Consider the following 15340-nt stretch of genomic DNA (forward strand, 5'->3'; position numbering starts at 1 on the left):
ATTATCAAGCATCCAAAGTTATTCTTTTTCCATTAAGTTTCTGTTTCAAAAGAACACATAAATACTCCCTTTATTACTTTTGGTAGCAATTTGGGCAGTTTTATATATCTAGATTTTTAACGTAAACAGCATTTTCTTCAATAAAGTTTCTGCGTGGCTCCACTTTATCCCCCATTAGCATTTCAAATGTTTCATCTGCCTCTATAGCATCATCTAAACTAACTTGAAGCAGTACTCTTACAGACGGATCCATTGTTGTATCCCAAAGCTGAGTTGCATTCATTTCTCCTAATCCTTTATACCGCTGAATATTCGGTTTAGGTGTTGCTGGTAACGTAGCTAGGACTTCTTTTAATTGAGTATCTGTATAAGCGTATTCAATCTTTTTACCCTGTCTTATACTATAAAGAGGAGGCTGCGCAATATAAATATAGCCTGCTTCTACAATTTTTCTCATATAGCGATAGAAAAATGTTAGTAATAGTGTTCGTATATGCGCACCATCAACATCTGCATCTGTCATAATGACTACTTTATGATATCGAGCTTTCGAAATATCATAATCATCCCCGATACCTGTTCCAATCGCTGTTATCATCGATCTTACCTCGTTATTAGAAAGAATTCTATCTAAACGAGCCTTTTCTACATTTAATATTTTACCTCTTAATGGCAAGATAGCTTGGAAATGACGATCTCTTCCGGATTTAGCAGATCCTCCAGCAGAATCTCCCTCTACGATAAATAGTTCACTAATCGCTGGGTCTTTTGACGAACAATCTGCCAGTTTACCTGGTAAGCTGGATACTTCTAAAGCACTTTTACGACGAGTTAATTCCCGTGCCTTTTTCGCTGCTATTCTCGCTCTTAGTGCCATTTGGCCTTTATCGACGATTTTCCGGGCTATAGAAGGGTTCTCTAATAAAAATTTCTCAAAATGCTCTGAGAAGGTAGTATCCGTGATAGCTCGTACTTCAGAATTACCTAATTTTGTTTTTGTTTGTCCCTCAAACTGTGGATCTGGATGTTTAACCGATACAATCGCTACTAACCCTTCTCGTACATCTTCACCAGAAAGATTGGCTTCTGCATCTTTTAAAAGGCCATTTTTTCTTGAGTAATCATTCACTACTCTTGTCAAAGCCGTTTTAAAACCAGCTTCATGTGTACCGCCTTCATGTGTATTAATATTATTTGCGAAAGAGAAAATGTTCCCTGTAAATCCGTCATTGTATTGAAGGGCTACTTCAACAGTGATTCCATCTTTTTCTCCCTCTATATAAATTGGTTCTTCAAATACAACCTCTTTATTACGATTCAAGTGAGCAACATAAGATTTTATACCGCCTTCATAGTGGTATTCTTTTCTTTTTTCATTGCCTTCTCTTTTATCCTCGATGGTAATTCGTATATTACGATTTAAAAAAGCCAGCTCTCTGGTTCTATTAGCAAGTGTTTCATAATCATATTCTAATGTTTCCTTAAATATCTCACCATCTGGTTTGAAACGGGTAATAGTACCAGTTGTTTCACTTTCACCAATAATTTTCAAATCAGCACTAGGTACACCTTTTTCATACTTTTGGTAATAAACATTGCCATCTCGATGAACAAAAACTTCTAATTCTGTAGAAAGCGCATTAACAACCGAAGCACCTACACCATGTAAGCCACCTGAAACTTTATAACCGCCCCCGCCAAATTTACCTCCAGCATGGAGAACAGTCATGATTACTTCCACAGCAGGCCTACCCATTTTTTCTTGAATTCCTACCGGTATGCCACGACCGTTATCTTTAACAGTAATGCTATTATCATTTTCAATAATTACATTAATTTCACTACAATAGCCTGCTAACGCCTCATCAATACTATTATCGACAATTTCCCATACTAAATGATGCAGACCTTTTCCGCTAGTAGATCCAATATACATACCAGGTCTTTTACGGACTGCTTCTAGTCCCTCTAAAACTTGTATCTGGCTTTCGTCATACGATTGTTGTTCAACAGGATTTTGTTCCATTGACATATCGATCACCTAACTTTCCATTAACATCCAATTTTACTTTTATTACAATAAATACAAGTTAATATTCCTGTACCGTTAATTTATACGATCTTTTTTTTAATGTATTTGAAGCTATAGGCGAAAAATAGATAGCATCTCTTGTGATGACAATTGATTTACATGAACTATTTTCTGCATGTACAATTCTTTTTTTCTGTTTTTCCAAAAATTCTACCGTCACTTCAGAAGAAGCCATTGTCTGTTTATTTAATATAGTAACAATATCTAAAGCTCTAACTAGTATATTTTCTCCAATATGAACGTACATGTTTTTCCACCTCAACCTTATTGAATCTTTTGAATATTGCCTGATTCTACACTAAAAGTTGATGCTTCTTTTAATGTTTGATGATCGATTCCATCTACATTCGTTGTTGTTACAAAGGTTTGTACTTTTCCCTGAATTGTATTTAATAAGTGGGATTGACGATAGTCATCTAATTCAGAAAGTACGTCATCTAACAAAAGAATAGGATACTCTCGAATTTCAGAATGTATCAATTCAATTTCAGCCATTTTAATCGACAATGCGGTTGTTCGTTGTTGTCCTTGAGAACCGAAAGTTTGTACATCTCTTTCGTTCACAAAAAAGAGCAAATCATCACGATGAGGTCCGAATAACGTCATCCCTCTATCAATTTCTCTTTTTTTTAAATTGGAGAACTTTTCTTCGTATACTTCCATCATTTTCGACAAATCTTGCTCTTCTGATACATCTGCAGAGGGTTTGTACTGAATTTTTAATGTTTCTAAGCCTCTTGAGATTCCTTTATGGATAGGAACTGCCCAATTTTCTAATAGGTGGAGGAATTCGTAACGTTTCATTACGATTTTAGCTGCTATTTGAATAAATTGCTCAGTTAATATATCAAGCATTGTATGGTCAGTTTGTTTATTGGATTGCAATTGTTTTAAATACGTATTCCGCTGCTGTAATATTTTTTGATATTGTCCCATATCGTGTAAGTATACAGGGGAAATCTGTCCAATCTCCATATCAATGAATCTCCGTCTGACTTGTGGACTTCCTTTTACTAAATTAAGGTCTTCTGGAGCAAACATAACAACATTCATGTTCCCAATATACTGACTTAGTTTACGTTGTTCAATATGATTGTACTTTGCCTTTTTGCCCTTTTTAGACACAATTAATTGCATGGGTAAATGCCCATGTGTTTTTTGTAACCTACCTTCTATTTTAGCATATTCTGAGTCCCAGCGAATAAGATCTTTATCGTTTGATGTACGGTGGGACTTAGCCATTGCTAATACATAAATAGACTCCATCACATTGGTTTTTCCTTGCGCGTTCTGTCCTAAAATAACATTTACTTTATTCTCGAAATCGACTTCTAAATGCTCATAGTTCCGGTAATTTCTTAAAAGTAACTGTTCAATAAACATATGGTTTCATCCTTTTTATAAAACAGTAAATTGGCCGAATGAAGGAATGTCAATAGTATCGCCAGAACGAAGTTTTCTTCCTCTCCGCTGATCTTGTTCACCATTGATAAACACTTCGTACTCACTCAGAAACCATTTCGCCATTCCGCCTGATTGTATTATTTCTGCTACTTTTAAAAATTGACCTAAGGTAATATATTCCGTATCTATTTTAATTTGATTAGTCATTATTCCACTCTTTCAAGTTTAATCGTATCTTTCTATTTTACTAAATATTTGTTGGATACACAAAGGAAACTGTAAGATTTCTTCTTTTTAGCGGTTAAATGGGGTATTTAGCAGGCTTTTATCAATAAATTTTCTAAGATGATAGCATATTTATTGTTTTGCGCAGAGGTGGATTTTTGTTAGCCAAGCGATTAAGTGTGTTTTTATCCGTAAACCTCCGAAGAAGTTCACAAATTATAACGCCACATCCATTATGTCTTTGGTGGTGTCAACTTATCGAAAACACCCTTTATGCTTAAATTTTATACATAAACATAAAGGGTGTCTATTTTTAATACGTCCTAACAGGCAGAATTAGCTGTAATATCGATTCATCATTCATTGGATGAATCACAAACGGGCGCATCGCTCCAGTAAAACTAACTTTAACCTCTGTACCTTCTAAAGCTTTTAAGGCGTCCATCATATATTTAGCGCTAAAAGAAATCTTCAATTCTTCACCATTGATTGATTCACTCGCTAATTCTTCTACTACTTTCCCGATTTCCGGCGTAAAAGAAGATATTTCGATAAAATCCCCTTTTAAAGTTGAAAACTTCACGACATTATTTCTTCCTTCACGGGCCAGCAAAGAAGCACGATCAATCGCTTGTAGAAATTCTTTTGAATTTACAACAATATCCGTTTTGCTTTCTGTTGGTATTAATCGATTTGTATCTGGGTAATTTCCTTCTAATAATCGTGAAAAGAACAGAATATGTTTTGTTTTAAATAAAACTTGATTATCTGTCACGACAATTTCCACTTGCTCGTTATCATCATCCAAAATACGGTTCAGTTCATTCAAACTCTTTCCTGGTATAACAATATTATAAGATTGATCTGCAATAGAATCTATTTTTGCTTTTCTTAAGGCAAGACGATGACTATCTGTTGCAATACAGATTAGATCGCTGTTTTCCACCTTCCAGTTTACACCTGTCAATATCGGACGTGTTTCTGAGGTGGACACTGCAAATACCGTTTGTTTAATAATATTTTTAAGAAGATCAGTAGGTATCTTAAAAATATTCTGCTCTGAGATTTGCGGTAGATGAGGATATTCTTCAGAATCTAGACCGTTTAAATTAAATTCAGATTTTCCTGATCGAATAACCGTTTGTAAATTATCCACTTCAATTTCTACTTGACTTGTAGGAAGTTTTTTTACGATTTCACTGAAAAACTTTGCTTGTAAAACAATAGATCCAGCTTTTTCTATCTGCACTATCTCTGTATCATTTTCCTCTTTCGGAATAAATGACTCAATCGAAATGTCAGAATCACTTCCTGTTAATGTTACACCCTCTGTTGTTGCAACTATTTTTATTCCCGTCAAAATTGGAATAGTTGTTCTGCTAGTGATTGCTTTCATAACATCCTGTACGCTTTGTACAAGATAATCCTTTTGGATGATAAATTTCATGAATTGATCCTCCGATTTCTTTAATTTCTAATCGCATTATTTAATAATATTTTATTTAAAAATATAGTAGTAATAATAGTAGGCCCTGTTAATTTGTGGATAAGTCGGTTTTTTAAAGGAAACACAGTCTATCCACATGTGGATAGACTGTGTCTAAGTACCAATAAGTTATGCACACTATTCTATCTATATTTTTAAGATCTCATTGATTTCTTTTAATTGTTTTTGCAACAGGGAATCTGCTACTAGTAATTTAGAAATTTTTTCATGGGCATGAATAACGGTTGTATGATCTCTTCCGCCGAATTCTTCTCCAATTTTCGGAAGAGAGAAATCGGTTAATTCTCTAGATAAATACATGGCAATTTGCCTTGGGAAAGCGATGGATTTTGTTCTCTTTTTTGCTTTGAAATCTTCTAATTTAATACTAAAATGTTCTCCAACCACTTTTTGAATATCATGAATCGTGATAACTCTTGGTTTAGAACTAGGAACAATATCTTTTAAAGCCTCCGCTGCTAAATCGGCATTAATATCTTTGTTAATTAAAGAAGAATAAGCAACAACTCGAATAAGTGCACCCTCTAATTCACGAATATTGGTATCAATTTGATTGGCAATATAAAGCATGACCTCGTTAGGTATATCAAGGCCATCTGCTTTTGCTTTTTTTCTTAAAATGGCAATCCTTGTTTCTAAATCGGGAGGAGTAATATCTGTAATAAGTCCCCATTCAAATCGTGAGCGTAATCGATCCTCTAATGTTGGAATTTCTTTTGGAGGGCGATCACTAGAGATAATAATTTGTTTACTTTCCTCATGCAAAGTATTAAAAGTATGAAAAAATTCTTCCTGTGTTGATTCTTTTCCAGCTAAAAACTGAATATCATCTATTAAAAGAACATCTACATTTCGATATTTATTCCGAAATTCGGCACCTTTATTGTCTCGAATGCTATTAATAAATTCATTAGTAAATTTTTCAGATGATAAATAAACAACTTTAGCAGAAGGGTTATGATCTAATACATAATGCCCTATCGCATGCATTAAATGAGTTTTTCCAAGACCAACGCCTCCATAAATAAAGAGAGGGTTATATGCTTTCGCTGGCGCCTCTGCTACTGCTAAGGATGCAGCATGTGCAAATCTATTACCTGAACCAATGACAAAAGTATCGAAGACATATTTAGGATTCAGTATTGTTTTCGGGAATTCTGAAGATTCTTCCGTTTTTTTCTTTTGTTTAGCGGAAATTTGCAGATCGAATTCTTCTTCTTTTTGATTTTGAGGAATAATAAATTTTATGCCAAGTTCTTCGCCAGTTATTTCATAAAGTATTCCTGAGATAAGTTGGGAATAACGTTCTTCTAACCAATCACGTGCAAATTCATTTGGAGCGGTAATTACTAAACTATCTCCTTGTAATGAGTGCGCCTTTGTTGCTTTTAACCAAGTATCAAAACTAGGTTTACTTATCTTTTTTTCTATTTTAGCGAGGGCACTGTTCCATAAATCCGCAATATTTTCCAATAAGTTTCCCTCCTTTTCTAGTTATTTGCGTGCTGAAAAGAACAGATTTTTCTTCAAAAGGAATCTGCTATTATAAAATATGATTTTTTAACTGTGGAAAAATATATAATAAGGAAATAAAGAGCATTTTCGACAGTATCCACCATTTGTGGACAACTTTCTCCAAGTATAGTGAATAACCTGTCCACAGATTATCCACAATCTGTGGATAATGTAGTTATGCACAGAAATTATTCAAATGTGAAAACAAAACTATAATATCAAAAAATCATAATAACTGCAATGGTTTTTCATATCTTATCCACAAGCATAACATTCTGTTGATAAAAAATGTCCACAGATTATGGTTTTGTTAAAAACCTGTAAATAACTGTTGTGGACAGAGTAGAAGCTTGTCGAAATTTATCCACAGATAAAAAAAGTGGGCTGATTACATTAAAATTAAGCAATAAAAAAAATTTTTTTGGTGACAATAGAATTAGAAAAGAAGATAATATTTCTATAAGAATAAGTTAGAAAAAAGAGGAGAAGTAATTCTTAGTAGCCTAAAGATACACAGATCTCCTGAAAAGCGAAGTGTGGTTTAATCTGGCAGTTCAAAAGTAGATATTTATTAGGAAAACAGAAAAAATGATTATGATCTTTTGAAAGCTAAAAGGATAAAAATAGTGTGGCCAAGTAAAAAGAAAACATGCAGGGAAAGAAAAGAAATTAAATGAATAGTTGACAATTAAACGTATAAGTTTATATAATTGTAAGGACTGTCTGTAACAGCTATTCCTCAGGGAGGTGTCATATAAAATGAAAAGAACTTTTCAACCAAATAAACGCAAAAGAAGTAAAGTTCATGGATTCCGCAGCCGTATGAGCAGCGCGAACGGACGTAATGTTTTAGCTCGTCGTCGACGTAAAGGAAGAAAAGTATTATCAGCTTAGGCCACTGAAACGTCAGTGGTCTTTTTTCTAATATCAGTATTATGTAAAGAATAAAGAATTATTCAGAATGTAGACAAAGTACAATTTGCAGACATTCCAGGCTGATCGAAATTATTTGTCGAGCAGCCTGGATTATTTTCATCTTAAACTTATGACATATACTATTTTCTTAGAGGGGTAATTGTATTTTTCTTAATCCGAATAAACTTTTTATAGAGATTAATTGAATCTGCTATCTTAATGATTTGCTTACAAATAAGAAAGTGTAATATAAATACAATAGATTCAGAAGGATGGAAGAAATAGAAGGAGTATATAAGTTGAGGAAAGAATTTAGAATAAAGAAAAATAAGGAATTTCAACTAATATTTAAAAAAGGTCAATCATTTGCGAATCGACAATTTGTTGTATACAAGCTACCGAAAATGGGACAAGAGCATTTTCGCATTGGCTTATCGGTTAGTAAGAAGATTGGCAATGCGGTCATGAGAAATAAAATTAAACGATATATAAGACAGGTATTTTTAGAGCTGGAGAATCTGCTCGATCAGGAAGCGGATTATGTTATTATTGCAAGAAAGCCTGTTTCTGATATGAATTATGAAGAAATCTTGAAAAGTTTAAATCATGTGTTAAAGATTGCAAAAGTAATGAAACGAAAGAAAGCATAAAAATGGATATAAAGCGTTTCCTATAATGGGATATTAAGATACAATTAGTGCATAAATCTATTTTATCTGAAAAAATTATAAACTATAGGGGGATTTGGCGGTTGAAAAAGAAATTGTTTATGCTAGTAGGTCTTCTATTTTTAGTGACCATTTTAACAGGGTGTTCGGAGTTTAATAAGCCGATTACATCTGAAAGTGAAGGATTTTGGAATGAATACATTGTTTATCCATTATCACAGTTAATTATAAAAACAGCAGAATTTGCTGGTGGAAGTTATGGTCTTTCGATTATTATTGTGACCATTTTAGTACGTTTAGTTATTTTACCCTTAATGATTAAACAAACCAAAAATAGTAAAGCAATGCAGGCAATTCAGCCAGAAATGGAAAACTTGAAAAAGAAATACAGCTCAAAGGACCAGAAAACACAGCAAAAGCTTCAAGAGGAAACGATGAAGTTGTTTCAGGAAAATAAAGTGAATCCTCTTGCTGGATGTTTCCCATTACTTGTACAGATGCCAATACTGATTGGTTTTTATCACGCTATTTCCCGGACAAGAGAAATTGCTTCACATGAATTTTTATGGTTTAACTTAGGGCAGGCAGATCCTATCTATCTTTTACCAATTCTTGCGGGTATAACTACTTTTATTCAAACAAAAATGACGATGACTGGTATGGCTGGTCAAAATCCACAAATGATGATGATGCAATATATTATGCCAGTTATGATATTAGTATTTGCTTTTAACTTTCCTGCTGCACTTTCTTTATACTGGGTAATTGGGAATATTTTCACTATTATTCAAACTTTTTTCATAAAAGGTCCAGAACTAAAGAAAATACCAGAAACCGGTAAAGTAGGAGGAGCGAAAAAGTGAGAGAAGTAACTGCTACAGGACAAACTGTCGAAGCAGCAGTGGAATCAGCTTTAGCTCAACTTAAAACAACAAAGAATCAAGCCGAAATCATTGTTGTTGATAAAGGAAAAAAAGGATTTTTTGGATTTGGAGCTCGCTCTGCTGTAGTAAAAGTAAAGCAGCTGATGAATCCAATCGATCATGCGAAAGATTTTTTATTAGACGTTTGCAGTAAAATGGGAGTAACGGTTGATATTGCTTTGAAGCAAGAAGGAAAGAATATATTATTTCAATTATCTGGTGAAAAAATTGCACTATTGATTGGAAAAAGAGGACAAACACTTAATTCTCTACAATATTTAACTCAATTGGTAATTAATAGGGAGTCTACTAAATATTATAATGTGAAATTGGATGCAGAAGGATATCGTTTGCGTCGAAAAGAATCCTTAATTCACCTTGCTGAGCGGATGGCTAACAAGGCTAAAAGAATAAATAAGGAACTTTCACTAGAACCTATGCCATCAGAGGAGAGAAAAATTATTCATAGTGCATTAGTGCATGTTAAAGGTATCAAGACCTTTTCTTCTGGCGAACATGAGAATCGGCATATTATTATTTCACCGGTGAAAGCAGAAAAAAAACTACGTCCATATAAAAAATAAAGAAGCAGTCAAAATACTCAAAAGGAGATTAATTCTCTTTTTGAGTATTTTTTTTAGGTTAGAAAGTATAAGATTTCTGAAGTCTGGCAAGTGTCTAGCTCTTGTGAGTATTGCCCCATGCCTTTAAAAGTAAAAAGCACTTTTTGAGTCATGTGAATATTTTTCTTCAGAGCTGTTTTCAAGGTTCTTGCGCTTTTTCTGTGAAAATAAAACGGGCGAGTGGCTATTCTGGGTATCTGTATAATACAGTAACGTGTTCTATTTGATAGGGCGGGTACAGGATTTTGGTGTAAAGAAAATCTTGAAGCGTGGACTTCTAGAAAAAAGACAATAGTAAAGAAAGGGTGTGACCTCAATTTTTTAAAAAAATCACAACCTTAATAGAGTATTGTAATGGAAGGTCGTCTAACCAGCTAGACGTGGTTCAGAGAAGTGTTGCTTATTAATAAATAGGGTATATATAATTCTTAAAACTTTATGTGCAATAGCCTGTAAAGCTTTTTTCTTTCCTCTTCTTGCAGATAGAGACCAAAAAACATTTGACATTGAGGTATTTTTCGACCTTGATATAGCCCAAGCAACCTCACAAAGAGCAGCTTTTATATGTGGGTTTCCTTGAACGCTTTTGGAACTTTTCTTTTTACCAGCACTTTCATTATTGCCAGGTGATACACCAGCCCAAGAAGCTAAATGTCTTGATGAAGGGAATTGGCTCATATCTGTTCCGATTTCCGCAATAATAACAGCAGCTGTGTGTTCCTTTATACCTGGGATAGATAAAAGTATTTCTTTTTCTTCTTGATAGGAATGAAGCAGGGTATCTATCCTATTTTCAAGTTCTTGAATGGAAGTTTCCAAATACATGATATGATTCCAAGAGCTTTTAATCATAAACATTTGATGTTCATTTAATGTTCCGAAAAGAGAATCGGAAATGGTATCAGCCTTCTTGCGGAGAGAATGATGGATATTGGCATCAACATCAGCCTTATCAAGGTATCCATTATCGACTAACTGTTTCAAAAGTTTACGTCCAGAAACCCCAAAGATATCAGAAATAACTGAACCAAGCTTTATGTTTGAACATTCGAGGACCTTTGAAATTCTATTTTTTTCAGCTGTTAAGTTACCAACCCATTTCTTGCGTAAACGGTTCAAATCTCTTAATTCCCGAAGATCTTGGGAAGGGACAAAGCTTTTTTCAATCAATCCATGACGAAGAAGCTTGGCAATCCATTCTGCATCTGAAACATCGGTCTTACGACCAGGAACGTTTTTAATACGTTGGGCATTGGCCACAGTAATATCGAAATATCCTTCAAGGATGTTGTATACCGGCTTCCAATAGATTCCGGTACTTTCCAGAGCAATGTGTGTAATTTGTTTTTCTTCTAACCACTTTAATAAATCAAATAAACTTTTGGTTAAAGTGGAAAAAGTCTTGGTTTCTTTTTGAATGGATTCATTATTAGTGCCAGTTAGGGCACAAACTACAATCTCTTTTTGATGAACATCCATTCCGGCACAATGGGTTAATAAAATGTCCAAATAAAACAACCTCCAAAGTAGTGTCTATGGAAAGTGGAATAAGCTTGGTCAAACAGCATTTTTCTGTACGTGATCATCCTCAAAAATTGAAGAGTCAACAAAGGGGTGTACACAAGGCAAATTCCAAACAGTTTCTTATACAGGGTCGAACCACCACAAAAGCGCACGTAAAGATTACTTCCCATAGCATTAATCAGTATGGAAAAATGGACAAAAAAGTAAAACCCCGGCTTAGAAAAAATTTTCATGCCGGGGTGTGAGTGTGAAATCATGTGTGTTTCTTATTAAAAAGAGGCAAGGAGTTCAAAAGCAGCTTTTGTTTTTAAAACCCCGCACGAAAAAATCAGTCCTCTATAACAGGAAAGCTCAGCTGTACGTACTTTTAAAATGATGATAAAAGATGTTTGTCTGTTTTATGTGTAGTTTTATTGTTATTCACATGTGGATAAGATAGAATGGTATAAGAATAAAATGTATTAATGTGGATAAGTGTGTAGATTTTTTTCTTTGTAAATAGTTGTGGATATGTTAATCTATAATCTTGTAATAAAGAAATTACTATTTGCGTCATGCTTAATATATAGATAAGAAAAAGTTCAAAGAATAGAGGTGAAGATAATGGATTTTGATACGATTGCTGCTATATCGACTCCAATGGGCGAGGGAGCGATAGCGATTGTTCGAGTTAGTGGACCGGATGCATTTATGATAGGAGATAAACTTTTTCAAAGCATCAGCAATAAGAAAATAAGTGAAGTGCCAAGTCATACAATTCATTACGGACATGTAATAGATCCAGAAACAAACGAGTTAGTGGAGGAAGTAATGGTCTCTGTTATGAAGGGGCCGAAGACCTTTACGAAAGAGGATGTCGTTGAAATAAATTGTCATGGTGGCATTGCCTCTGTAAATCGTCTCCTTCAGCTGTTGGTAGTTCATGGAGCACGGTTGGCAGAACCAGGTGAATTTACAAAAAGGGCATTTTTAAATGGTCGTATTGATTTATCACAAGCAGAAGCTGTAATGGATTTAATTAGAGCAAAAACAGACAGAGCAATGAATGTAGCACTCGGACAAATGGAAGGAAGACTTTCTAAATTAATCAAGACATTAAGACAAGAAATTCTTGAAACATTAGCTCAAGTAGAAGTGAACATTGATTATCCAGAATACGATGATGTAGAAGAAATGACTCATCAAATGATGTTAACGAAATCAAGATTCGTCCAATCAGAAATAGATAAATTATTACAAACATCTCAGCAAGGGAAAATCCTTAGAGAGGGATTATCTACTGTTATCGTAGGAAGACCGAATGTAGGAAAATCCTCTTTATTGAATACGTTAGTTCAAGAAAATAAGGCAATTGTTACAGATATTCCTGGAACAACTAGAGATGTTATCGAAGAATACGTCAATATTAAAGGAGTCCCGCTAAGACTGGTTGATACCGCAGGAATTCGGGAAACAGAAGATATTGTCGAAAGAATTGGCGTAGAAAAATCACGTCAAGTCTTAAAAGAAGCAGATCTCATTCTATTAGTTCTAAATTATGCAGATGATTTAACAGATGAAGATATAAATTTATTTAAAGCAGTAGAAGGTATGGATTATATTGTTATAGTCAACAAAACGGATTTACCTAAAAAAATAGACATGGATAAGATTCGCGAACTTGCAGATAATCAAAAAATGGTAACTACTTCCCTTTTAGAAGATAATGGAGTAAACCAACTGGAAGAAGCGATTTCCACTCTATTTTTTGAAGGGGCAATTGAGGCAAATGATATAACCTATGTTTCTAATACAAGACATATATCCTTGCTAAATCAAGCGAAGCAATCTATAAATGAAGCAATTACAGGAGTAGAAATGGGTACTCCAATTGATATCGTTCAAATAGATTTAACGAGAACATGGGAAATACTTGGCGAGATAATCGGTGACAGTGTTCATGAAAGTTTAATTGATCAATTATTTTCACAATTTTGTCTTGGAAAATAGTAAGCGTACTGTAATTGATTCAAATTCTTCTTAAAGAAGAAATAGAAATAAAGGAGGCAGCATGATGCAATACGAAGCAGGTAGTTTTGATGTCATTGTTATTGGAGCAGGACATGCAGGCTGTGAAGCAGGACTAGCATCCGCAAGAACTGGCGCAAAAACATTGATGTTAACTATTAACCTTGATATGGTTGCTTTTATGCCATGTAACCCATCAGTTGGTGGACCCGCTAAAGGAATTGTAGTAAGAGAAATTGATGCCCTAGGCGGTGAAATGGGGAAAAACATCGATAAAACATATATCCAAATGAGAATGTTGAATACAGGAAAAGGGCCAGCAGTCAGAGCATTAAGAGCACAGGCAGATAAATATATGTATCAGCATGAGATGAAAAAAACATTAGAAGACGAACCTAATTTAACGCTTATTCAAGGAATGGTTGAAGAGCTGATTGTTGAAGATAATGTAGTAAAAGGAGTAGTAACAAAAACAGGTGCTGTGTTTACGGCAAAAACGGTGGTTGTTACAACAGGAACTTATCTTCGTGGCGAGATTATTCTTGGCGAATTAAAATATTCAAGTGGTCCCAATAATCAACAGCCTTCTATCCGTTTATCTGAACATTTACAACAGTTGGGTTTTGATTTAGTGCGTTTTAAAACAGGTACCCCTCCTCGAGTAAATAGTCATTCCATTGACTACAGCAAAACAGAAATTCAGCCTGGCGATGATGTACCAAGAGCATTTTCGTATGAAACAACCAAATATATTACAGATCAACTTCCATGTTGGTTAACTTATACAAATGAAACAACTCACCAGATTATTGATGAGAACTTACACCGTTCCCCAATGTATTCAGGAATGATTAAAGGAACTGGACCGCGTTATTGTCCATCTATTGAAGATAAAGTGGTGCGCTTTAATGATAAACCGAGACATCAAATTTTCTTAGAACCAGAGGGGAAAAATACCCAAGAGGTTTATGTTCAAGGATTATCTACTAGTTTACCGGAAGATGTGCAACAGCAAATATTAAGAACAATTCCTGGTTTGGAAAAGGTACAAATGATGCGTGCTGGTTATGCGATCGAGTATGATGCCATTGTGCCTACTCAACTGTGGCCAACATTGGAAACGAAAAAAATCCAAAACCTTTATACTGCTGGGCAAATTAATGGAACATCTGGATATGAAGAAGCAGCTGGCCAGGGGCTAATGGCAGGAATAAATGCCGGTTTAAGAGCTTTGGGCAAAGAAGAAGTGATTCTAAGTCGCTCGGATGCTTATATAGGGGTATTAATTGATGACTTGGTAACAAAAGGAACCAATGAGCCTTATCGACTTTTGACATCTAGAGCAGAATACCGTTTATTGCTTCGTCATGATAATGCAGATTTACGTTTAACAGACATCGGAGAAAAAATCGGATTAATTTCAAAACAGCGCTATGAGAAATTCACAGCGAAAAAACAGTTAATAGAACAGGAAAAACAGCGTTTAAAAGAGATTATATTAAAACCAAATGAGCGAGTTCAACAAGTTATTAAAGATCAAGGTGGAAGTGAATTAAAAGACGGTATTCGTGCAGCCGATTTATTAAGAAGACCTGAAATGAACTACAGCCATATTCACCTGTTAGCACCAAGTGAGCTGCCACTAACAGATGATGTAATGGAGCAAGTGGAAATCCAAATTAAATATGAAGGATATATCGAAAAATCTCTACAGCAGGTAGATAGATTGAAAAAAATGGAGAACAAAAAAATACCGGAAAATATTGATTATGATGCTATTTCAAGTCTAGCGACCGAAGCAAAACAGAAACTCAAAACTGTTCGCCCATTGTCTATAGCACAAGCATCAAGAATTTCAGGTGTGAATCCAGCAGATATTTCGATTCTTTTAGTTTATTTGGAACAAGGCCGCATTGCACGAGTTTAATACACCATTA

At 34.5% G+C, this 15340-nt stretch carries 13 protein-coding genes; 6 read left to right on the forward strand and 7 right to left on the reverse strand.

Going from position 1 to position 15340, the window contains the following annotated elements; translation table 11 throughout:
- Nucleotides 1–100: 100 nt before the first annotated feature.
- The 6 genes from gyrB to dnaA form a co-directional block, all read right to left on the reverse strand.
- Nucleotides 101–2032, reverse strand: coding sequence for a DNA topoisomerase (ATP-hydrolyzing) subunit B (gyrB, locus tag AC5LWL_RS01045; protein ID WP_493432617.1), 1932 nt, complete (start codon nucleotides 2030–2032; stop codon nucleotides 101–103).
- A gap of 58 nt (nucleotides 2033–2090) precedes the next feature.
- Nucleotides 2091–2339: an extracellular matrix regulator RemB gene (gene remB / locus AC5LWL_RS01050; protein ID WP_493432618.1), complete on the reverse strand. Its 249-nt coding sequence runs from the start codon at nucleotides 2337–2339 to the stop codon at nucleotides 2091–2093.
- Nucleotides 2340–2356: 17 nt separating this feature from the next.
- A complete protein-coding gene (gene recF / locus AC5LWL_RS01055) occupies nucleotides 2357–3475 on the reverse strand; it encodes a DNA replication/repair protein RecF (protein WP_493432619.1) in 1119 nt (372 codons plus the stop codon).
- A gap of 15 nt (nucleotides 3476–3490) precedes the next feature.
- Nucleotides 3491–3703 carry a S4 domain-containing protein YaaA gene (gene yaaA, locus AC5LWL_RS01060; RefSeq protein WP_493432620.1) on the reverse strand — a complete coding sequence of 71 codons (213 nt, stop codon included), beginning with the start codon at nucleotides 3701–3703 and terminating at the stop codon, nucleotides 3491–3493.
- 331 nt (nucleotides 3704–4034) lie between these two features.
- Nucleotides 4035–5168: a DNA polymerase III subunit beta gene (gene dnaN, locus AC5LWL_RS01065; RefSeq protein WP_493432621.1), complete on the reverse strand. Its 1134-nt coding sequence runs from the start codon at nucleotides 5166–5168 to the stop codon at nucleotides 4035–4037.
- Between the two features lie 186 nt (nucleotides 5169–5354).
- Entirely contained in the window at nucleotides 5355–6701 is a 1347-nt protein-coding gene (gene dnaA / locus AC5LWL_RS01070; RefSeq protein WP_493432622.1) for a chromosomal replication initiator protein DnaA, read from the reverse strand.
- Nucleotides 6702–7502: 801 nt separating this feature from the next.
- Here dnaA and rpmH point away from each other — a divergent pair.
- From rpmH to jag, 4 genes are all read left to right on the forward strand, one after another.
- Complete coding sequence (rpmH, locus tag AC5LWL_RS01075; protein WP_152116169.1) at nucleotides 7503–7637, forward strand: 50S ribosomal protein L34; 135 nt, start codon at nucleotides 7503–7505, stop codon at nucleotides 7635–7637.
- Between the two features lie 320 nt (nucleotides 7638–7957).
- Nucleotides 7958–8308 carry a ribonuclease P protein component gene (gene rnpA / locus AC5LWL_RS01080; RefSeq protein WP_493432623.1) on the forward strand — a complete coding sequence of 117 codons (351 nt, stop codon included), beginning with the start codon at nucleotides 7958–7960 and terminating at the stop codon, nucleotides 8306–8308.
- A 119-nt stretch (nucleotides 8309–8427) separates the two neighbouring features.
- Nucleotides 8428–9189 (forward strand): YidC family membrane integrase SpoIIIJ, encoded by a 762-nt coding sequence (spoIIIJ, locus tag AC5LWL_RS01085; RefSeq protein ID WP_493436506.1) that lies wholly within the window; start codon nucleotides 8428–8430, stop codon nucleotides 9187–9189.
- Nucleotides 9186–9833 carry an RNA-binding cell elongation regulator Jag/EloR gene (jag, locus tag AC5LWL_RS01090; protein ID WP_493432624.1) on the forward strand — a complete coding sequence of 216 codons (648 nt, stop codon included), beginning with the start codon at nucleotides 9186–9188 and terminating at the stop codon, nucleotides 9831–9833. Before spoIIIJ ends, jag begins: the two co-directional genes overlap by 4 nt.
- A gap of 405 nt (nucleotides 9834–10238) precedes the next feature.
- On the opposite strand, the gene AC5LWL_RS01095 is transcribed toward jag, so the two are convergent.
- Complete coding sequence (locus tag AC5LWL_RS01095; protein ID WP_493432573.1) at nucleotides 10239–11381, reverse strand: IS110 family RNA-guided transposase; 1143 nt, start codon at nucleotides 11379–11381, stop codon at nucleotides 10239–10241.
- Nucleotides 11382–11999: 618 nt separating this feature from the next.
- Between AC5LWL_RS01095 and mnmE the strand changes: the two genes are divergently transcribed.
- Nucleotides 12000–13385, forward strand: a complete 1386-nt coding sequence (mnmE, locus tag AC5LWL_RS01100) for a tRNA uridine-5-carboxymethylaminomethyl(34) synthesis GTPase MnmE (protein ID WP_493432625.1) — start codon at nucleotides 12000–12002, stop codon at nucleotides 13383–13385.
- Nucleotides 13386–13449: 64 nt separating this feature from the next.
- Complete coding sequence (gene mnmG, locus AC5LWL_RS01105) at nucleotides 13450–15330, forward strand: tRNA uridine-5-carboxymethylaminomethyl(34) synthesis enzyme MnmG (RefSeq protein WP_493436507.1); 1881 nt, start codon at nucleotides 13450–13452, stop codon at nucleotides 15328–15330.
- The last annotated feature ends 10 nt before the right edge of the window (nucleotides 15331–15340 follow it).

The organism is Niallia sp. WK069_GA_01 (assembly GCF_983173855.1).